The organism is Actinoalloteichus fjordicus (genome assembly GCF_001941625.1).
GTDB classification, from domain to species: Bacteria; Actinomycetota; Actinomycetes; order Mycobacteriales; family Pseudonocardiaceae; genus Actinoalloteichus_A; species Actinoalloteichus_A fjordicus.
Window position 1 is genome coordinate 2,333,592 of sequence record NZ_CP016076.1, and the last position, 20,258, is coordinate 2,353,849.

The 20,258-nt window shown below is 70.3% G+C and carries 21 protein-coding genes; 11 read left to right on the top strand and 10 right to left on the bottom strand.

The features are described from left to right. Positions 1–36: 36 nt before the first annotated feature. Positions 37–456 (bottom strand): MerR family transcriptional regulator, encoded by a 420-nt coding sequence (locus UA74_RS10540; protein WP_075740078.1) that lies wholly within the window; start codon positions 454–456, stop codon positions 37–39. 364 nt (positions 457–820) lie between these two features. On the opposite strand from UA74_RS10540, the gene UA74_RS10545 reads away from it, so the two are divergent. Further along, on the top strand, positions 821–2,332 hold the full coding sequence (locus tag UA74_RS10545; protein ID WP_075740079.1) for a SulP family inorganic anion transporter: 1,512 nt from the start codon (positions 821–823) through the stop codon (positions 2,330–2,332). 167 nt (positions 2,333–2,499) lie between these two features. Here UA74_RS10545 and UA74_RS10550 read toward each other — a convergent pair whose 3' ends face one another. From UA74_RS10550 to UA74_RS10575, 6 genes are all read right to left on the bottom strand, one after another. Further along, positions 2,500–2,904, bottom strand: a complete 405-nt coding sequence (locus UA74_RS10550) for an ArsR/SmtB family transcription factor (protein ID WP_075740080.1) — start codon at positions 2,902–2,904, stop codon at positions 2,500–2,502. Then, complete coding sequence (locus UA74_RS10555) at positions 2,901–3,347, bottom strand: SRPBCC domain-containing protein (RefSeq protein WP_075740081.1); 447 nt, start codon at positions 3,345–3,347, stop codon at positions 2,901–2,903. Before UA74_RS10555 ends, UA74_RS10550 begins: the two co-directional genes overlap by 4 nt. Positions 3,348–3,498: 151 nt before the next feature. Further along, positions 3,499–4,482, bottom strand: a complete 984-nt coding sequence (locus tag UA74_RS10560; protein WP_075743649.1) for an aldo/keto reductase — start codon at positions 4,480–4,482, stop codon at positions 3,499–3,501. Between the two features lie 211 nt (positions 4,483–4,693). Continuing rightward, positions 4,694–5,023, bottom strand: coding sequence for a hypothetical protein (locus UA74_RS10565; protein ID WP_075743650.1), 330 nt, complete (start codon positions 5,021–5,023; stop codon positions 4,694–4,696). Then, positions 5,023–5,715, bottom strand: coding sequence for a hypothetical protein (locus UA74_RS10570; protein ID WP_157434101.1), 693 nt, complete (start codon positions 5,713–5,715; stop codon positions 5,023–5,025). Before UA74_RS10570 ends, UA74_RS10565 begins: the two co-directional genes overlap by 1 nt. Positions 5,716–6,068: 353 nt before the next feature. After that, positions 6,069–7,196 (bottom strand): S1 family peptidase, encoded by a 1,128-nt coding sequence (locus UA74_RS10575; RefSeq protein ID WP_075740083.1) that lies wholly within the window; start codon positions 7,194–7,196, stop codon positions 6,069–6,071. A gap of 483 nt (positions 7,197–7,679) precedes the next feature. On the opposite strand from UA74_RS10575, the gene UA74_RS10580 reads away from it, so the two are divergent. Beyond that, the gene (locus tag UA74_RS10580; protein WP_075740084.1) at positions 7,680–8,348 is read left to right on the top strand and encodes a response regulator transcription factor; all 669 of its coding nucleotides are present in this window, start codon (positions 7,680–7,682) and stop codon (positions 8,346–8,348) included. Between the two features lie 43 nt (positions 8,349–8,391). Here the strand turns inward: UA74_RS10580 and UA74_RS10585 are convergent, their stop codons facing one another. Next, the gene (locus UA74_RS10585; protein WP_075743651.1) at positions 8,392–10,041 is read right to left on the bottom strand and encodes a sensor histidine kinase; all 1,650 of its coding nucleotides are present in this window, start codon (positions 10,039–10,041) and stop codon (positions 8,392–8,394) included. Positions 10,042–10,352: 311 nt separating this feature from the next. On the opposite strand from UA74_RS10585, the gene UA74_RS10590 reads away from it, so the two are divergent. The 4 genes from UA74_RS10590 to UA74_RS10605 all read left to right on the top strand — a co-directional run bounded on the left by UA74_RS10590 (position 10,353) and on the right by UA74_RS10605 (position 13,553). After that, entirely contained in the window at positions 10,353–10,814 is a 462-nt protein-coding gene (locus UA74_RS10590; RefSeq protein ID WP_075740085.1) for a universal stress protein, read from the top strand. A gap of 483 nt (positions 10,815–11,297) precedes the next feature. Continuing rightward, positions 11,298–11,864 (top strand): universal stress protein, encoded by a 567-nt coding sequence (locus UA74_RS10595; protein ID WP_198042986.1) that lies wholly within the window; start codon positions 11,298–11,300, stop codon positions 11,862–11,864. 249 nt (positions 11,865–12,113) lie between these two features. Further along, entirely contained in the window at positions 12,114–12,521 is a 408-nt protein-coding gene (locus UA74_RS10600; RefSeq protein ID WP_075740087.1) for a hypothetical protein, read from the top strand. Between the two features lie 462 nt (positions 12,522–12,983). Continuing rightward, complete coding sequence (locus UA74_RS10605; RefSeq protein ID WP_075740088.1) at positions 12,984–13,553, top strand: TetR/AcrR family transcriptional regulator; 570 nt, start codon at positions 12,984–12,986, stop codon at positions 13,551–13,553. Positions 13,554–13,658: 105 nt separating this feature from the next. Here the strand turns inward: UA74_RS10605 and recQ are convergent, their stop codons facing one another. Beyond that, a complete protein-coding gene (recQ, locus tag UA74_RS10610; protein WP_075740089.1) occupies positions 13,659–15,500 on the bottom strand; it encodes a DNA helicase RecQ in 1,842 nt (613 codons plus the stop codon). Between the two features lie 81 nt (positions 15,501–15,581). On the opposite strand from recQ, the gene UA74_RS31690 reads away from it, so the two are divergent. Beyond that, positions 15,582–15,755: a Rossmann-fold NAD(P)-binding domain-containing protein gene (locus UA74_RS31690; protein WP_157434102.1), complete on the top strand. Its 174-nt coding sequence runs from the start codon at positions 15,582–15,584 to the stop codon at positions 15,753–15,755. Between the two features lie 13 nt (positions 15,756–15,768). Continuing rightward, positions 15,769–16,056 (top strand): hypothetical protein, encoded by a 288-nt coding sequence (locus UA74_RS10615; RefSeq protein WP_075740090.1) that lies wholly within the window; start codon positions 15,769–15,771, stop codon positions 16,054–16,056. Between the two features lie 76 nt (positions 16,057–16,132). Here the strand turns inward: UA74_RS10615 and UA74_RS10620 are convergent, their stop codons facing one another. Beyond that, complete coding sequence (locus tag UA74_RS10620; RefSeq protein ID WP_075740091.1) at positions 16,133–16,951, bottom strand: hypothetical protein; 819 nt, start codon at positions 16,949–16,951, stop codon at positions 16,133–16,135. A 165-nt stretch (positions 16,952–17,116) separates the two neighbouring features. Here UA74_RS10620 and UA74_RS10625 point away from each other — a divergent pair, with 165 nt between their 5' ends. The 3 genes from UA74_RS10625 to UA74_RS10635 are packed head-to-tail and all read left to right on the top strand — an operon-like array spanning position 17,117 to position 20,111. Next, positions 17,117–18,919, top strand: a complete 1,803-nt coding sequence (locus UA74_RS10625; protein WP_075740092.1) for a carbon starvation CstA family protein — start codon at positions 17,117–17,119, stop codon at positions 18,917–18,919. Further along, positions 18,916–19,227 carry a cory-CC-star protein gene (locus UA74_RS10630; protein WP_232237714.1) on the top strand — a complete coding sequence of 104 codons (312 nt, stop codon included), beginning with the start codon at positions 18,916–18,918 and terminating at the stop codon, positions 19,225–19,227. The genes UA74_RS10625 and UA74_RS10630 overlap by 4 nt, the downstream gene beginning before the upstream one ends. After that, entirely contained in the window at positions 19,218–20,111 is an 894-nt protein-coding gene (locus UA74_RS10635; protein WP_075740093.1) for an ArsA family ATPase, read from the top strand. The genes UA74_RS10630 and UA74_RS10635 overlap by 10 nt, the downstream gene beginning before the upstream one ends. The last annotated feature ends 147 nt before the right edge of the window (positions 20,112–20,258 follow it).

The window sequence follows — 20,258 nt, forward strand, 5'->3', positions numbered from 1 at the left end:
GGCAGCACGCCCCGAACTCGAAGAGTGGGGGCAGGCTCACGACCGGGTGGTGCCGGGGGTGAGTCGGGTGCGCAGAGTGGCGGCGAAGTCTTCGGCGCGACCCAACTGGACTCGCAGTCTGTCGATCTGCTCGGCTGCGTCGCGTTCGTATCCCCGGATGCGCTCCAGCAGGGCTTCGTGGCCCTCGGCGTTCAGCTCGCCGTCGGCGTCGAGGCGGTCGGTGGCGTCCAGCAGGTCGCGCATCTGATCAAGAGTGAAGCCCAGCGGTTTCATCCGGCGGATCACCATCAGACGGTCGACGTCCGCCTCGGTATAGAGACGGAAACCCCCTGGGGAGCGGGCCGACGGGACGACCAGACCGGTCTCGTCATAGTGCCGGATCGTGCGCAGAGACAACTCGGTGCGCGCGGCGACCTCACCGATCTGCATGTGCTCGTCGTCCACCTGTGTCCTCATCCGCCGAGGGGATATTCGGATCACCCCGATGAAACTACCCTAACGTCAAGGTAGAGTTGCGTCAGCGCGAGCGAGATCGTCCGCCGCCGCGCCGTCGTGTCGGGGTCGATGCCGCCTCCGTTGAGCAGTCGAGTCCCGGCAGGAGACGAGTGTGAGCGAGTCCGCGACAGCCTGCGCTGCGGCCTGTCCGCCGTGACATCTCGCCCGCAGTGGTGAGCCCCGGCGCCATTCGCGCCTGCCCGCCCGGCTTCCCGTAGGCGGTTCTCCTCGTCTCGCCGGTTGCCGCGCGGTGCCTGCCGGGCATCGCCAAGTCCCGCCTGCACGCCACGTGAGGCGTGCCCGAACACGACAGGTGTCTCTTTCTGTGGCTTCTCCCGATACCACCCTGCCCCCGTCCGGACGGCTGCGCGCCCTCGCACCCGACTGGCTGCGTGATCCCAGCGTCTGGCGCACCGAGATCCTGGCCGGTCTCGTCGTCGCCTTGGCGTTGATCCCCGAGGCGATCTCGTTCTCGATCATCGCAGGCGTCGACCCCGCAGTGGGGCTGTTCGCCTCGTTCACCATGGCCGTGGTGATCTCCGTGGTCGGTGGTCGTCGGGCCATGATCTCCGCCGCCACCGGCGCCGTCGCCCTCGTCATCGCTCCGTTGAACCACGTCTACGGGTTGGGCTACCTGATCGCCGCGGTCATCCTCGCGGGCGTGTTCCAGATCGTGCTGGGCGCGCTCGGCGTGGCCAGGCTGATGCGCTTCATCCCTCGGTCGGTGATGGTCGGCTTCGTCAACTCGCTCGCCATCCTCATCTTCCTGGCCCAGGTGCCGGAGCTGCGTGACGTCCCCTGGGCCGTCTACCCGCTGCTCCTCGGCGGCCTCGCCCTGATGGTGTTCCTCCCGAAGATCACCACTGTGGTCCCTGCACCACTGGTCTCGATCGTGGTGCTCACCGTCGTCACGATCGGGGCGGGCATCGCAGTGCCGACTGTCGGTGACAAGGGTGAGCTGCCGTCTGCTCTGCCGACACCGGGTCTGCCGGACATCCCCTTCACCCTGGACACCCTCGCCGTCATCGCGCCCTACGCCTTCGCGATGGCGCTCGTCGGGCTGATGGAGTCGCTGATGACCGCCAAGCTGGTCGACGACATCACCGACAGTCATTCCTCCAAGACCCGCGAGTCGATCGGTCAGGGCATCGCCAACATCGTCACCGGATTCTTCGGCGGCATGGGCGGCTGCGCGATGATCGGCCAGACGATGATCAACGTGAAGGTGTCCGGTGCTCGCACCCGACTGTCGACGTTCCTCGCGGGGTCGTTCCTCATGGTGCTGTGCATCGTGTTCGGACCCGTCGTCTCCGATATCCCGATGGCCGCGCTGGTCGCCGTCATGATCATGGTGTCGTTCGCGACGTTCGACTGGCGCTCGGTCAGCCCGAGGACTCTGCGCAGGATGCCGCCAGGGGAGATCACCGTCATGCTGACGACCATCGCCTGCGTGGTGATCACCCACAATCTCGCGATCGGCGTCGTCGTCGGTTCGATCACCGCGGTGGTCATCTTCGCGAAGCGCGTCGCGCACCTCGCCGACGTCACCGCCGTGGTCGATCCGGACGGCACGATCGTGGTCTACCGGGTCACCGGCGAGCTGTTCTTCGCTTCCTCCAATGACCTGATCGGTCGTTTCGACTACGGGGGCGACCCGACGAACGTCGTCATCGACCTCACCGCGGCGCACGTCTGGGACGCCTCCTCTGTCGCCGCGCTCGACGCGATCGAGACGAAGTACGCGCAGCGCGGCAAGACCGTCGAGATCATCGGGCTCAACCCGCCCAGCGCCCGCCTCCACCGCAGACTCACGGGCGAGCTCAGCGCAAGCCACTGACCGGGGGCGGACGAGGCCACTGCTGCCGGAGACGCAGGTCGCGTCCCCGGAGCGAACCGGTCCTGCCCTGCCGGGCGGCAGGCTGTTGACTCCGTCGGGTAGAACCGAACGAACCGACAGTCTGTCCGCCCGGCCCTGCCCGGGCGATTGGTAGATCGACTGCTTGATCAGCTCATGTTTTCGACGTCTGCCTCGTCGTCGACGTCCTTCTTCTCTGACACCTCGTCGGCCGTCGGGGCAGCGGCCTCTGCCGACGCCTCTGCCCCGCCCTCGGCGAGCCGCTTGATCGCGGCAAGCCTGCCGTCCCACCGCTCGGCGAGCCGGGTGAGCCAGCTCGCGGTGCTGGTCAGCGCCTCAGACCGCACGCTGAACCGGACCTCGCGGCCCTGACGGCGCCCGCTGACCAGGCCCGCCCGTTCCAGGACGGCCAGGTGTTGCACGACGGCCTGCCTGCTCACCGGCAGCGGGGCGGCCAGCGCGGTGGCGCTGGCCTCGCCGAGCGCGGCGAGTTCGTCGAGGATGCGACGACGGGTCGGGTCGGCCAGCGCCGCGAGGGTCTCCTCCTCCGTCATGCCGTCAACGAGTCGACGTGGTCGCGCAGGCTCGTCAACCCGCCCTCCCACCCCTGTTCGTTGTCCCGGACGTGCTGGGAACGCTCGTCGTCAGAGCCCGCGAGCTCGCGAAACCCCCGCTCGGCGACCTGCACGAGCGTGCCCTCGCCGTCAGGGGAGAGGGTGAACTCGACGAGGGTGGCGTTGCCCTCGGCGGGGGGCACGTCCGGCAGCAGGGCCCAGCGGAAGGCCAGTCTGCGCGGCGGCTCGACCACCTCGACGATCCCGTGGAACGCGCCGTGCTCCTTCCATCGCAGTACCAGCGCGCCGCCCGGCCGCAGATCGATCTCGGCGCCGTCGAAGGCGAACCAGGCGGCGAGCTGGTCGGCCTCGGTCAGCACCGTCCACACACGGTCCTGCGACGCGGCGATGTGGATCTCACGGCGGATCAGGTCGGGAGTCATTCGTGGCCTCCGGTTCGTCGGCTCAGTGCGCACGCCGATTGACGTGCAAGAGCAGACTTGCACAAGGGTGACTCTCGTGCAAGTCATTGCTTGCGCCTGACGTGGCTTCCTCGGCGAGCCCGCAGGTCGGCGAGCCTCGTCGAGCAGGGCGTCACCAGCGGGTGTGCACCGACGATCGGATGCGAGTGTCGTAGATCGTCCGCATGCCGTCCGACACCGTCGCGGACAGTGGGGGTCGCCCGGCCGCCGAGGCGTTGGACCGGGCATGTTCCGGGGTGCGTGCGCCGGGGATCACGGTCGTCACGCCAGGCTGGTCGATCACCCACCGCAGCGCGGCCTCGGCAGGCGTGCGGCCCTCGGGCAGCAGGGCGGCGAACTCCTGTGCCGCCGCCACCCCCGTGGCGAAGTCGACGCCGGAGAACGTCTCGCCGACGTCGAACGCCGAGCCGTCCCGGTTGAAGGCGCGATGGTCGTCCGGCCCGAATGCGGTGTCCACGGTGTACCGACCGGAGAGCAGTCCGGAGGCCAGCGGAACGCGCGCGATGATGCCGACCCCGGCCGCCTGCGCGGCGGGCAGGACCTCCTCCAACGGCTTGCGGCGGAAGGCGTTGAGAATGATCTGCACGCTGGCCACGCCGGGCCTGGCGATGGCGGTCAACGCCTCCGCGCACGTCTCCACACTCATGCCGTAGGCGGCGATCCGCTCCTCGGTCACCAGGGTGTCCAGCGCGTCGAAGACGCCGTCCGAGTGGTAGACGGCCGTGGGCGGGCAGTGCAACTGCACTAGGTCGAGCCGGTCGACGCCCAGGTTCGACCGAGAACGGTCCACCCAGGAACGCAGATTGTCCACGGTGTACTGCGCGGGGTCTAGCGGCGCCCGACGCCCCGCCTTGGTGGCCACGACCAGGTCGACACCGGGATTGTCGGCGAGGAAGCGGCCGATCAGCCGCTCGCTGCGGCCGTCGCCGTAGACGTCGGCCGTGTCGAACATCGTGACGCCCGACTCCACCGCGGCCGCCAGCACGGCCAGCGCCGCGTCGTCCTCCACCTGCCCCCAGTCCGCGCCCAACTGCCAGGTGCCCAACCCCACGACCGACACCGGCCGACCCGTCCTGCCCAGAACCCGCTGCTCCATGCGCGCGACCATAGCCGCCTGCGCAGGCCGATCGAAGCGGTGTGCGTCGGGCCGTGCGCACTTCGGCAGGTCGCGGCCGACTGCCTGGTGCACCGGGCCGGGACCTCGTTCGCCCGGCGCGGCTCGATCTCGCCACGCGTCCACCGGCTCCTGATCCGCCACCGTGTGGCAGACCCCGAGACGCCCGGGTCGGGACCGCAGCCTGCGTGAATCAGGCCGGGGATTCGGTGGGGACGTCGAACCAGCAGATCTGGCCGGGCCGTGGGTCGATGCGGTCCCGGAGCAGGACGTCGACCTCTTGTCTGACCCGGTCGGCCGATTCGGCGGGGGAGGTGAACCAGGGCACGAATCCTTCGGCCTCGGTGAGGGTTCCGGGGATGATCACGCCTTCGCGGACGAACTGGACGGCGGCTTCTCCTGCCTGCCGGAGCAGGTCGTCGGAGGCACCGTCGATCTCGAGGATCATGCTCTCGATCTCGGCGAAGTAGACCCAGTCGTCCTCCGCGGCGTCGAGCAGTCTGGCGCGCAGTTCGTCCAGCATCAGGTGCTCCACTTCTGCGTGTTCACCTGAATCTTCAGTGATCGACCACCGGGGATCTTCATATCGACCGTGGGCTCGACGGTGGTCTTGGACTTGGTGCGGTAGCCGATCGTCGTGCCGTCCGGGCGCCGGAGCAGCCGTCCGATGTAGGAGGGCATCGGCGCGTCTCGGCCGCCGGCCGCCAGCGCGGTGAACAGTTCGTCGAGCTCTTCGACCGAGCGTACTTCTCTGATCAGGTCCTTCTTTCGTCGCGCGGGGGCTCGACCGATGGCATTGCCCTCATCGAGGACGTGCTCGGTGGCAGTGCGATCTCGCCACCGGCCGAGAGGAGAAGCGTCGTCCCCACCCGGTTGGCTACGCCGAGTGTTCGCGGGTGTCCTCGATGAAGATTCCTGCGCCACCGCCTCCCGAGCTCCGCCCGGTGGCTCCGTGATCGCGGAGTCGCCCACGACGAGCGCGGCGTGGAAGCCGAGGACGATGCGTTCAGCCTGTTCGATGCGGTGCAGTTCCTCGGCGATCGTCTCGCGCGTGTGCCGAAGCAGCGCGAGTCCGTGTTCGGCGCTCGCGGCCCGGGCTCCGGCGAGTGCGGCGGTCGCGACGGCCAGTGCCTCGTCGAGGTGTGCGGCCGCCACCGACAGCGCGTGTCGCGCCTGCGCGGTGCGATCCGAGGCGAGTAAGACCTGCTGTGCCACCTGCTGAAGTGAAGACATCCCGACCCCGATGATCACGTCAGAAGATCAGGCGATCGCCGTGCGTGATCATTGTCGGTCTTCACTCGATCGGGGGCTGCGGTGCAGAGGGTCCTCGTCGTCGCCACGGTCCACCGCCAAGCCGTTCGCCGCGAGGTCTCCCACCGCAGCTGTGCCACAGACCCGGCCTTGGTGCGGGACCCGTGATCGGCCACGACCGCCCCGCCGCGCCCGGCACCCGGCGGCGGCGTCCCGCCACGACGAGACCGGGGCGTCGCCATGGTGCTCGGCGACGCCCCGGTCTCGTGCTGGTTCGTTCCCGCCTGCGGTCGAGCCTCGGTGCGGGACAGATCAGGTCAGGCCGTGACCAGGCGTAACCCGTAGACGGACAGGATCTCGTTCAGCGGCTGGAAGAAGGTCCGACCGCCGGTGGAGCAGTTGCCGGAACCGCCGGAGGTGACGCCCTGCGCCTGGTCGCCGGTGATGTACGAACCGCCCGAGTCGCCCGGCTCGGCGCAGACGCTGGTCTGCGTCATCTGGTGTACGGCGCCCTGGCTGTAGTTCACCGTGACGTTGAACGCCTGGACGGTGCCGCAGTGCCAGCCGGTGGTCGAACCGGACCGGCAGATCGAGGAGCCGACCGGGGCGACGTTGGAGCCTCGGACGAGCACGTCGCTGACGGTGCCCCAGCCGAGGACGACCGGTTCGGTCCACCAGCCGTTGCCGATCCGCACCCAGCCGTAGTCGTTGCCGGGGAACGACGAGCCCGCGAAGGAGCCCATCGCCGTGCCGTCCCAGCCCCGGACCGAGCTGCCGGTGGTGCCACAGTGGCCTGCGGTGACGAAGCCGCCCTGCACGGAGAAGCCGATCGAGCAGCGGGTGTTGCCGTTGATGATGTACGGGTCGCCGCCGACGGTGCCCGCCGCGAACGTCTCCGGGCCCTCGGCGACCTCGGCGATCGTCACGGGGCCGGTCGCGGTCGCGGCCTCGAGGAACGCGTCGACCTCGGGGCCCTCGGCGCCCGCGACGACGTCGACCACGACACGGTTGGATTCGAGGTCGACCCGCCAGCCCGCGATTCCCAGCGGCGCGGCCTCGGTGCGCGACAGCGCGTCGATCTCGTTCTTGGCCGCGTCGAGCGTCGCCAGGCTGTGCTCGACCGGCACGGTGCGGACTCCCGCCGTCCGGACCTCGGCGGCCTGACTCGGATCGCTCAGTCCGACGATCAGATCACCGGAGGCCGGATCGAACCACGAACCGCCGAACGCGGCGCCCGCCGCCTCCTCCACCACCGGGGCGGCCGTCATCGCGGCGGCCTCCTGAGCGAGGCGCACCTCGGCCTGCTGCTCGTCGATGCCGAACTCGGCGGCCATGGCCGTCACCAGTCCGGGAGACAGGGCCGCGTCGTCGGTGGTGGAGTCTGCTGCTGCGGCGGTGCCCAGGCCTGCGGTGGTGCCTGCGGCCAGCAGCACCACCGCGCTCATTCTCGCGAGATTCCGGTAGCTCATATCGGTCGACTCCTTCTCGTCATGCAGGGGGACGCGGTGTGTCGTCGATCGGGTCGTTCGGTGACGGGGCAGCTTTGTCTCTCCTCGGAGTGTGGTCCGAAGAGGGCTGTTCAGGGCAGGGGAAGACCCGAGGAATGCGCCGCGAGACATCCTGTTCGATTGCGGAAGAACCCCATTCCTCGTGATGCAGACGTTATTCGTTCGGCGGCCCGGGGGTACCCCCAAAAGAAGTATCTCGACGGTCGTTCACCAGAAGCAGGCGCAGCGTGTCGAGTGGTGGCGGAGCGGAGTCTGTGCAGGCACGCGCCCGGTTCGTTCTGGTTTCTCCGGTCTGGTCGGGCCTGCGGCTGCGGGCGCACCGGAATCGCGAGTTCGGCGGTGGCATCACCGCTCCGCCTGGGGCACGGTGGCAGAGGACACCAGGAGACGGGGACCGAGGAGAACGGACGGTGACCACCGGTGCGAACGAGCGTGTTCCTGGTCGACGACCACGATGTCGTCCGGCTCGGCCTGGCTCGCCTCTTGGAGGATCAGGACGATCTGGAGGTGGTCGGCGAGGCCTCCTCGGTCGCTGAGGCGCTGGTCCGCATCCCGGCGGCCAGGCCGGACGTCGCGGTCCTGGACGTCCGTCTCGGGGACGGCAACGGCGTCGAGCTGTGTCGGGAGCTGCGTTCGACGATGCCCGAGCTGAACTGCCTCATGCTCACCTCCTACTCCGACGACGAGGCGCTGTTCGACGCGGTCATGGCGGGTGCGGCAGGCTTCGTCCTCAAGGAGGTCCGAGGCAGTGACCTGGTCACCGCCGTCCGCGTGGTCGGGGCGGGCGGTTCGCTGCTCGACCCGCACACCACGACGGCACTGCTCAACCGGCTGCGCCGGGAGCGGGAGGAGACCGACCCGCTGCATGCGCTGAGCCACCAGGAGCGCACGGTGCTGGAGCTCATCGGCGAGGGGCTGACCAACCGGGAGATCGCCCAGCGCATGTTTCTTGCGGAGAAGACCGCGAAGAACTACGTCTCGCATCTGTTGGCGAAGCTCGGCATGCAACGTCGGACCCAGGCCGCCGTCCTGGCCACCCGGCTCCATCGCGCGTCACCACCTGATCAGGAGCCGGATCAGCCGCAGTGACCGCAGGCCCGCCCCGGCAGGACATCGCCGGGGTGCGGGTGCCTCAGTCGTGGCGCCGGGCCGACCGCGTCCGCAGGGGCGCCCGCCAGGACAGCCGAGTGCCGTGCGGTCGTGCGGCGCCGACGATGAGCGAGCCACCCGTCTCGGTCGCGCGTTCGGCGAGGTTGCGCAGGCCGCTGCGGGCCACCGTGTCGGGCAGTCCCACACCGTCGTCGAGCACGTCGATCAACAGGTGATCGGTGACCTCGACGGTGACCGTCACCCGTCGGGCCTCCGCGTGCCGCACCACGTTGGTGACGGCCTCGCGCAGGACCGCCTCGGCCTGCCCGGCCAGCTCGGCGGGCACCAGGGCGTCCACCGCACCCGACATCCGGACCACTGAGGACACCGCCGTGTCCCTGGTCAACTCGGAGACCGCATCGAAGAGTCGTCGCCGCAGACCTGCCTCGTCGCCCGCTTCGGCGTGCAGGTCGAAGATGGAGGTGCGGATCTCCCGAACCGTCTCGTCGAGCGCGTCGAGTACCTCGTGAATCCGCTCGGCGACCAGCGGATCGGCGTTGCGGGCCACGGTGCGCTGTAGTGCGAGCCCGATGGCGAAGAGCCGTTGGATCACCTGATCGTGTAGCTCGCGGGCGATCCGCTCCCGATCGGCCAGCAGATCGAGCTGCCTGCGGGTGCGTTGCCGCTCGACAAGTTGCAGTGTCAACGACACCTGGTCGGCGAAGGCGGCCATGGCCGGAATCCGGCCGACGGGCAGCGGCGCCCGATGCGCCGCCCTGGCCACCAACAGCGCCCCGGTGGGCTCGACCACGCCGCCCAGCGGCACGACGACCGCGGAGCCGAGGCGCAGCCCGGCCGCGATCCGGCCCAGGACGGGCGTCGCGGCCAGGTCTGCCGCGTCCAGTACGGTCGCCCCGCCGGACGTCGGGTCCGCCGAGAGCAGGGCCGTCCGGTCGACGCGTTCGGCGGGGGTGCCCGCCGCCGCCCCGGCCGCCCCGGCCACCGTCAGCATCGAGGAGTCTCGTTCCGTCAGCAGCACCAGCGCGAGGTCGGCCTCGGCCGATTCGAGACTGCGCCGTGCCAGCAGGTCGAACGCGTCCTCGGTGCAGGCGCCCGCGATCAGTTCGGTGGTGATCTCTCCCTCGATGGCCGACCAGCGGCGCTGATCGCGTTCCTCCTCCACCAGCCGTGCGTCGGCCACCGCGATCCCGGCCGCCGAGGCCAGTCCGGTCAGCACCTCCTCATCGCTCTTGGTGAACCCGCCGCGCTTTCCGGCGAGCCCCAGACTTCCGTAGACCTCGGCACGCACGCCGACCGGGACGACGAGCACCGCAGCCGTCGGCGCTCCGCCGCCCTGGTGGTCCTCGCCGCCGGAGCGGCGTGACACGGTGCCGTCGGCAGCAGGCAGGTCGGAGCTGGTCAGCCGGTGCCACCTCGGCTCGTCGACCCCGACGTAGACCGAGTCACCGGGTCGGCCCGCCTCCGCCGCCGTGAACGCCCCGCAGTCCGCGTCGACCAGCTCCAGGGCCGAGCGCAGAATCCGCCGCAGCGTCGATTCGAGGTCGGCGCCCGCCGCGACGGCCAGCACGGCTTCCACCAGGGCCCGGTCGGCAGGCCCTCCTGCTCGGCCTGCCGGTGCGGGCGACGTGGTCTCGGCGGACTCCGTGGGCGGTGTGGGCGGTGTGGCTGGCATCGACGGACTCCGCTGGCGGCGAGCGATGGCGTGCATCGGACCACGATTCTATCGACGAGAAGCGCATCAGTGCAGGTCCGTGCCCCCTTTGTCCGCTCTGCCCCGGCCTGCCTCTCCGACGTCGGCGCGGTCCCGGGGTCCTTGTCCCCTGTGCGGCCCGCCGCGTACCGGGGGAGGCTGGCAGGCGACGGTGCCTCGGCCGGGTCCGGCGGGCGCGCAGCCGCAGGCGAGAGCACCCGCCTGCGGACGGACACGGCGGGCGTCGGGTGCGTCCCGCTGCGACGCACCGTGACGGGAGGGAGTGCAGCGACATGAGCGAGATGCGAACGGACATCGTCGTCGGCGTCGACGACTCCGAGGCGAGCGTCGCGGCCGTGATCTGGGCGATCCGGGAGGCGCGGATCAGAGGCAGTCGAGTCCACGCGCTGCATGCCTGGCGACACGAGCCTCTTGCCGAGTTCGCGTTCACCGAGCCGGAGGAGGCGGCCAGGGAGAGCACCGCTCTGCTGGACAGACAGATCGCCAAGGCCAGAGCACGGGAGGGCGACGACGTCGAGGTGCTGCCGCGCGTCGTGCCCGGCACGCCCGCCGCGGCTCTGCTCGGCGCGGTCGCCGACGGCGAGCTGCTCGTGGTCGGCTCCCACCGTGGCGGATTCCTCCGGGAGATGCTGCTGGGCTCCTGCAGTGCGGCCTGCGTGCGACACGCCCACACGCCGGTGGTGGTGATCCCGCCGCCCGAGCGAGGCCCGCAGACGGAGCCGAACACGATGTAGGAGCACGCCCCGGGTCGTGAGCCGCCAGGCGGCGGACTGCCTGCTGTGGCATCGGCGAGCCAGCCCGGTCCTAGCTGCCCCGCAGCGTCGGTTCCGTGACTCCGTCGACTGCGGTCTTGGCCGCCTGCGGTCCGCCCTGCCGACCGACGTGACGCCTGTGCCGGGTGTGCTGGGAGTGGTGGGTGTGGCTCGGAGCTCGTGTCACGCCGAACCTGTCCTTCGTCGATCGTCCTCGGCGTGCGCCTGGCCGGACGTGCTTGTCGAGCCGGGTCGGACCGGGAAGCCGGGTCGGACCGGAGAGCAGGGTCGAAAGACTCGGCGATGACGGGGCGGGCGCCCGTGGTCGCGGGCACTCGGCGGCGCGAGGGTGGAGAGGGAGACAGCGCACACGTCCGCAGGATCGGACCAGCCGATGAGACGGGAGCGGACGGCGCCGGAGCGGTCTCGATCGTCGAGTCGAGACCTCCGAGGAAGGAGCCGACGATGAGTGAACAGGCGTCTGACCGGTTCGAAGGGAACAGGCCGATCGTCGTCGGCGTGGACGGCTCGCCGACCAGCGTCGCCGCCCTCGCCTGGGTGCTGGCCCAGAACGAGGCGCACCGTCGGCCGATCCACGCCGTCAGCGCCTGGCACTTCGTGCCGATGGCCGCGGGCCCGGCGACGGTGCTGGTGGACCCCGGCGACGTCCGACAGGACCACGTCGAGCGACTGCGTCAGGTGGTGGCCGAGGCGACGGAGACCGTGACGAGCGCTGGGGGCTCGGGCTCCTCGGCTGCGGGCCCGTCGCCGGGCTCGGCCGTCGCACTCGACGACGTCGACATCCGGCAGGAGGTCATCGAGGGCCCGCCCGCCACCGTCCTGCTGGAGGCGGCCCGCGACGCGGCGGTGCTGGTCCTGGGCAGCCACGGCCACGGCCGAGCCTATGCGTCGCTCGTCGGGTCGGTGAGTGCGGCGTGCATCCGGCATGCGCACTGCCCGGTGATCGTCATCCCGCCCGGCATGGCGGAGGACACGACCGGCTCGCAGCTCGTGGCGGAGGCGAACCGGTGATCGACGCCGACCCGCCCGGCTTCGTACCCGGCCGATCAGCGCCCTGGGACTGACGATCGGCGATCTCCGGCCCGGCGTCGGAACGATCAGGGTCTTCCGGCGCCTGAGCAAGGGCTTTCGGCCCTGTCCGGCTGATCGAGATCGGACGCACTCTGATCAAGGACGGCGGCGCGCCGCCTGGCGAGAGCCGATCCAGCGCGATCACCACCCCGTGTCACGGCGCGGGTTCGACAGACGGGGGATCACATCATGAGTGAACTCGACGACTTCAGGGCCTCACTCGAGGCCCGTCGGGAGGCGACCCGGCCGGGCAGGCACTACGACCCGGGGGCGTACCTCGCCGAGCAGCGGATTCGCGAGAGCATTCTGCTCGCGGGCCGGGACCGGCGGAAGGCAGCCGAGGCCGCAGGGGCGAAGGAGGCGACCGAGCAACGCGGACAGCAGAAGGCGGGGCCCGCACGAGCGGCCTCGACGCAGGCGAGCTCGGCCGCAGAACGTCCGGCGGAACCGCATGCCGCCGGGCAGTCCGCCGGAATGGATGCGGGAGCAGGCGTCGACAGCGGATTGCGGTCGCGGCGTGCGCGACGGGCGCATGCCATGCCGGTGGAGCGACCCGTCAGACGACACTGGTACTCCCTGCGCCGGGGGCATGCCTGACCTGACGAGCCCGCCCGCCCAAGCAGATCGGCGGGCGGGTCTGGTGCAGGCGACACGGACCGACGTCCTCGCGGGTCTCCCCGTCCGCCCGGTAGACGATCAGGTCGACGACCAGGTGCGGTGATCGGGCTGAATCTGCCTGGTCGTGAAGGCTGTCGACGAATTCATTGCCAGTGGGATTGGAGTGAATGTCGAATAAGTGAATGACTACTTCCTCAACATTCGCCCTGCGGCTCGGAAGAATCGGCGGGACTGCCGAATCGACCGGGTCTCGTCGAGCCCCCGACGCGGCGCCCCGGACCCTGACATGGCGGATGACCGTGCTGGTCGGACGGCCCTGCAGGCAGATACCATGGCCGAATGCCTCTTGAGCGATCATCCCGTCGGTCGAGCCGGGCGACCGCTGCTCCATTCGAGCGAGGCGACCGTCGAGAACGTGCGATCCTGGCCAGCCTCACCGGATTGCTGGTCAATGCCTCGCTGCGTTCGATCAGCATCGGCGACATCGCGAAAGGTGCGGGGATCTCGCGGCCGAGCCTGTATTTCTACTTCGATTCCAAGGCACAGATCTTCTGCGCGTTGTTGGCGCGGACTCGATACCACTGTCCGGACGACTTCCCGCTTCTCGCGAGCGTGGAGGCCTCGGCGATCACCGCGGAGGTGCGATCGATCGTGGACCAGACGGTCCGGTCTTGGCAGGAGAACACGGTCGTCCTGCGTCGGGGCTTCGAGGCGGCGGAGGATCTCGACGTCCAACGGCAGTGGCAGCAGACGATGAGCGGACTCATCGGTTTCATCGCGGAGTGGATCGATCGTCGGCGCTCAGCAGGGCTGCTCGTGACGACCGAGGAGACATCGGCCGAACTGGCCGAGTCGTTGATCTGGTTGATTGAGAAGAGCTGTTACCGGCTGTTCGCCTCCCGTGCCACGACGCAGGCGGAGCAGGATCGTCGCGCGGCCGTGCTGGCCGGGGTCGGCCTGCGCATCCTCGGCGAGACTCCGGCGCACGTGCTCCCCGACCGTCGGCCGTGACCCGGCCCGCCGTCGGGCCGGACGAGTCGCGGCGGTCGTGCTCGCGTGCGACCGCCGCGACGTCGGACCCGTGGCTCGGACTTCGGCGGCACGGCCGCCTGCGGCTCACGATGTGAGCGTGTCCAGGATCTGCTGGCCGTACTTCGCCAGCTTGTTCTCGCCGACGCCGCTGACCGTGCCCAGCTCGCCCAGGGTCGACGGCTCGCGGGAGGCGATCTCGCGGAGCGTCGCGTCGTGGAAGATCACATAGGCCGGTACACCCTGTTCCTTCGCAGCGGCCGACCGCCAGGCCCGCAGCCGCTCGAAGACCGGGACCGCCTCGGCGGCGAGGTCGGCCGCGGGCGCCCCCTTGCGACTCCTGGCCGGCTTGGCGGCGCGCGCGGCCCGCTCCGGCTCGCGGCGGAGCCGGACCTCGCGCTGCCGGGCCAGCACCGCGTCGCTGGCCTCGGTGAGCACCAGCACGTGATAGTCGCCGGTCACCGTCAGCAGTCCCTGGGCCAGGAGTTGGCGCACCACGCCGCTCCACTCGGTGTCCCGCAGTTCGGTGCCGACGCCGAAGACCTTCAGCGAGTCGTGGCCGTGCTGTTCGACCTTGGGCGTCCGCCTGCCCAGCAGGATGTCGATGACGTGGCCCGCGCCGAAGCGCTGATCACGTTCGCGGTCCAGCCGGTACACCGTGGAGAGGACCTTCTGCGCGGGGATCGTGCCGTCCCAGGACTCCGGCGGCGTCAGGCAGGTGTCGCAGTTGCCGCAGGGCGCGCTCTGCTGGCCGAAGTAGGCGAGCAGTTGGACCCGGCGACAGGCCACCGTCTCGCAGAGCGCCAGCATCGCGTCCAGGTGGGTGGCGAGCTTGCGGCGATGGGCCGCGTCGCCCTCCGAGGAGTCGATCATGCTGCGCTGCTGCATGACGTCCTGGAGTCCATAGGCCATCCACGCCGTGGACGGCAGCCCGTCCCGCCCGGCCCGGCCGGTCTCCTGGTAGTAGCCCTCGACGGACTTCGGCAGATCGAGGTGGGCGACGAACCGCACGTCCGGCTTGTCGATGCCCATGCCGAAGGCGATGGTGGCGACCACGATCACCCCGTCCTCCCGCAGGAACCGCGCCTGGTTCGCCGCGCGGACCGCCGGATCGAGCTTCGCGTGATAGGGCACGGCCGAAAACCCGTTGTCCACCAGGAACTGGGCCGTCTTCTCGACGGAGTTGCGCGACAGGCAGTAGACGATGCCCGCATCATCGGCGTGTTCGGTGCGCAGCAGTTCGAGCAGCTGCTGCTGGGCCCGGTTCTTCAACCCGATGCGGTACTGGATGTTGGGGCGGTCGAAGCTGGCGACGAAGTGCCGGGCCTCGCCGAGGTTCAGTCGCGCGGCGATCTCGGTGTGCGTGGCCTCCGTCGCCGTCGCGGTCAACGCGATCCTGGGCACGTCCGGCCAGCGCTCGTGCAGCATCGACAGTTCGAGGTAGTGCGGGCGGAAGTCGTGCCCCCACTGCGCGACGCAGTGCGCCTCGTCGATGGCGAACAGCGAGATCGTGCCCCGGTCGAGCAGCCGCAGCGTCGACTCGACGGTGAGCCGCTCCGGCGCCAGATACAGCAGGTCCAGTTCACCCGCGAGGAAGGCCGACTCGACCTCGCGTCGCTCGTCGAAGTCCTGGCTGGAGTTGAGGAAGCCCGCGCGCACCCCGAGCGCCCGCAGCGCGTCGACCTGGTCCTGCATCAGCGCGATGAGGGGGGAGACGACGATGCCCACACCCTCGCGGACCAGCGCCGGGATCTGATAGCAGAGCGACTTGCCGCCGCCGGTAGGCATCAGCACGAGGGCGTCGCCGCCGCCCACGACGTGATCGATGATCTCCGCCTGGTCGCCTCGGAAGGAGTCGTAGCCGAAGACCCGGCGCAGCACCTGCAGCGCCTCGCTCACCTCAGGATCGGTCGTCACCGGGGAAGCCATCGGGGGATCCTATCGGGGACCGAGAAGGCCGGGGACGCTCGGTGAACGGCCGGAGAGCCTGTCTGTGATCCCCCTGGAGTCGTGAGCGGGGATCAGGTCGAGTGGACGCACCTGTGGCCCGCCGACTTCATGGAGAACTTCACCATGTGGGTCGACCAGATCCGTCTCACCGGGGAGATCCGCGACGCGTATCCGTCCGCCGCCAGTTCGCCGATCGCGATGGCGGACGTGGCCCGGTCGCGGCAGCCGCCCTGACCAGGACGACCTCGTGGGGTCCGCGCTCAGCTTGACCGGACCGGAGACCCTCACCCGAGCGGACGCGGCGGCACGACTCGCCACAGCCCTCGGCCGCGACATCCCCTACCGCACCGTGACCCGCGCCGAGGCCGTCGAGCAGCTCACGCCGTCGATGGGCGATTCCGCCGAGTGGTACCTGGACATCCTCGCCGACGGCGTCGACGCACCGCAGGAGGCCGCCTCCACCGTCATCGACGTCGTCGGCTCGGCGACCACCTTCATGCAGTGGGCCCGAGCGCACGCCGACGAGTTCCGCTGAGCCACCGCCGAGGCGGGCCGGTTCCGAGCGAGCGGGGCCGAGCCCGGCCGGCGGCGGACGGCCGCATCGAGGACCCTCAACCCGACACGCCGAGTCTGCTCTCCAATTCCGCCACGCCCGCCCGGCAGTCCCGCGCCAGCGCGCGGTGACTCTGGAAGCGGCCCAGGATGCCGTGGGGGCGCACCGTCTCGGCGGGCGCGCCCGCCGCGTGCTCCACCCGCAGCCGGCGGCCGGTCAACGGCCCGGACCGATGCCAGCGCTCCCACCGTTCGTAGTCGGGGCTGTGCCGGTGGCCGAATGCGTACGCCTGTTCGCCCGATCCCGGCGGGCAGTTCTCGGGCAGCAGCAGTGCGACGCCGTCGCCCGCCCTTGTCGACCAGTCTCGCGCGGACACGACGTCCACCCTGGGCGCCCGCCCCTCGGCATCGGCCTCGCGCACCAGCACGGCGTCGTCCGGGGTGAGCCGGGGCGGCAGCTCGCGCACCTCGACGTCGCCGTCGAGGCCGACGATCGCCCGCGCCACCCACCACCAGTTCTCCCGGCGGGAGAGCATGCTGTCCGCCCGCAGCCGCGTCGGCGGGTATTTGACCAGCTCCTGGTGCAACAGCTGTTCCTGATAGACGGAGCCTGCCAGATCATGGTCGACGCGCACTCGCCCGACCGCGACCATCCCCGGCCCTGCTCGGCCGTCCTGGTCGGGTCGGCCGGGAACGCAGAACGCGGCGAACCGGCCTTCGACGTCGTCCACTTCGGATAGTCGAGAGAGCGGGAACGCGACGCAGGGCCGGCCCTCCCGCGTCAACGGCACCACCGGGACACCCGTGGGACCGTCCGCTCCGAGCCAGCAGAGTTCGCCGGTCGCCGCGCGTTCCCATCGCCGAGCGAAATCCTTCATGCCACGCCTCCCAGTGTCCCACCGTCCACGGCGAGCGTGTCCGGTGTCAACGATCCTGCCGTTTGCTCCTTATCAAGCGGCCGATCGTTAGGTAGCTTCTGGTACGCCTGTCGGGCGGGCAACGGAGTTCTCCCGGCGACGGTACGGAGAAGGGGGTCGCTGCGGATGCCCGCGATCGTGGTCATGCTCGCCGTCATCGCGATATTCGTGGTGGCCTACCGCTATTACTCGGCGTATCTCGCCCGCCGCGTCTACGTGCTCGATCCCCTGTACGTGACACCGGCCCACCGCTTCAACGACGGAATCGACTTCGTCCCCACCAACCGGCACATCGTCTTCAGTCATCACTTCATCTCGGTGGCAGGCGCCGCCCCGATCGTCGGCCCCGCCGTCGCCGTCTACTGGGGCTGGGGACCCGCGCTGATCTGGGTCGTGGTCGGTTCCGTCTTCGCCGCAGGTGTGCACGACTTCGGCGCGCTGGTGATCTCCGTGCGACACCGCGCCCGCAGTATCGGGGCGCTCGCAGGGGAGGTGATCAGCAAACGCGCCAGAGGGCTGTTCCTGCTGATCATCTTCTTCCTGCTCACCCTGGTGAACGCGGTCTTCTCCGTGGTCATGGCGAATCTGTTCATCGCCAACCCTGCCTCGGTGCTGCCGGTCCTGGTGCAGATCCCGTTGGCGATCGGGGTCGGCCAGTACATCTACCGGACCAGGACCGCCGCGCTCGTGCCCTCGATCATCGCGTTGGTGGTGCTCTATGCGACCATCCCGCTCGGGCTGCTGGTTCCGATCTCTCTCGACCCGCTGGCCTCGGCACTGGGCACGGACCCGCGCACCCTGTGGATCATTCTGATCTTCCTGTACGCCTTCGCCGCGTCCCGGCTCCCGGTGTGGATGCTGCTTCAACCTCGTGACTACATCAACCAGCACCAGATGCTGCTGGCCCTGGCGGTCATCCTGGTGGGCATGGGCGTCGGCCTGAACCGCATCGTCGCCCCGGTGGTCAACGACGTGCCCGCCGACTCGCCGTCGTGGTTCCCGCTGCTGTTCGTGACGATCGCCTGCGGCGCGATCTCCGGATTCCACAGTCTCGTCGCGTCCGGCACGACGGCGAAACAGATTGACAAGGAGACCGACGCCCGGTTCGTCGGATACACCTCGGCACTCGGCGAGGGCGGCCTCGCGGTCTGTTCGATCCTGGCCTGCACCGCCGGGATCGCCGCCACGACGGCGGACTGGAACGTGCTGTTCTCCGACTTCTCGACCGCCTCCGGCGGTGCCACCGGCAACTTCGTCAACGGCGTCGCCAACTTCGCCGCCAACCTCGGCATCCCGCTGGAGGTCGGCGTCGTCTTCGCTGCCGTCGTGGTGATCAGCTTCGCCGCGACCACCATGGACACCGGGGTCCGTCTCCAGCGCTACATCGTGCAGGAGATCGCCGAGGTCGTCCGGTTCCGTCCGCTGGCCCGCAGCCTCACCTGGTCCTCGATGATCGCCGTCGTGGTGCCGCTGACCCTGGCGCTGGCGCCCGGCGACCTCGCCTTCGGCACGCTGTGGCAGCTGTTCGGCACCACCAACCAGCTCACCGCCGGACTCGCGCTCGCCGTCATCGCCGTCTGGGTCACCAAACGACGACGCAACCCGGTGGCCGTCCTCATACCGCTGGTGTTCCTGCTGGTCATGACGTCCTGGGCGTTGATCATCAACCTCATCGAGTTCGTCCGCGCCGGGGAGTGGCTGCTCGCGCCGCTCGACGCGATCATCTTCGTGCTGGCGCTCTGGTTGATCGTGGAGGCCACCCTGGCCCTGCGGGCGGCCTGGGCCGAGCGCGACCTTCCCGACACCGACACCGACACCGACACCGATGCTGCCGAGGGACTCGGAGACGGGACCGCGCCCACTGCCACCGGTGGAGCGACCGAGACCGGATCGACCCGGCGCGTCGCAGGGGAGACCGACGAACCGTGACGGATGCCGCGTCGCCAGATCCGAGCCGACCGGTGCCCAAGCCGGTCGGCCGGATCAGGGCGGGGCTCCGGGCGGCGGCCGAGTTCCACGAGGCCTGGTTCACCGCCCGGTGGCGGTCGACGTTGCGGCGGGAGGCGCGGGACCAGCAGGACACGCTGCGGGCCCTGATGCTGCTCGACACGCTCGGCGTGGACAGCCCGGTCGCCTACGAGACGCTCGAGCTGGTGCCGTTCGTGCTGGCGGATCTGCATGAGTGGCACCGTCGGATGGGACGGGACGAGTACGACGGACCGGGAGGATGCTGTTGACCCGCCCGATCACCTTCTTCGCGGGGAAGGGGGGAGTGGGCAAGACGACGATGGCCGCCGCGCACGCGCTGGCCGCCGCCGACGCGGGGCACCGCACCCTCGTCGTGTCCACCGACCCCGCCCACTCGTTGGGCGACGCCTTCGAGACGCGCCTCGCCGACCGGCCACGACGGATCGCCGAGGGCCTCTGGGCCGCCGAACCCGACGCGGACGCGGCGGTGCGTCGCCGCGTGCGTCAGGTCGAGGACGACGCGGCGGCGGCGCTGCCGCGCGCGATCATGCCCGCCGTGCGGCGGCACCTCGACCATGCCTCGGCGGGGCCGGGGATGACCGAATCGGCACTGATCGACCTGCTGACCGGGTATCTGGCGGAGGTGCCCGCGAAGTGGGATCGGCTGATCGTGGACAGCGCCCCCACCGGACACCTGCTCCGGATGATCGCCCTGCCGTCGCTGCTGGCACCGTGGATTCACGGCCTGACGCGCCGACGAGAGCGGGTGGTGGCCGCCGATCGCTTCGCGGAGGCCGTCGTCGGCGGGCCGGAGTCCGAGCCGGACCCGTTGCTGGAGCGCCTGCACCGGCGGCGTCGTCGCCTGACGGAGGCCGCCGACCGACTGCGCGACGATGCCGAGGTCAGACTGGTACTGGTCCCGCGACGCATGGTGCTCGCGGAGACGGAGCGGGCCGCCGACGCGCTCGACGAGGGCGGCTTCACCCTCGGCCGCGTGGTGCTCAACCAGATCGCGGTCGACGCCGATCCCGTGCTGCTCGCCAGGATCGCGCAACGGTTCGCCCGCCCCGGCATCGTGCGATACGGGGCGGCCTCGGCGGAGCCCACCGGCTTCGCCCGGCTCCGCGAACTGGTGGCGAGGGTGCCGGAGTGACGTCCGGACGGACGTGACCATCGAGACTGCTCGGGACCGGTCGTCCGCACACGGGTTGATCGGCGGTCGGTGTCCGCGCAGGCGATCTCGTACTGTTCCGGACGGTCGAGAAGGTGTGATCGGGTGTACGCCGCCGCCGACGGCACC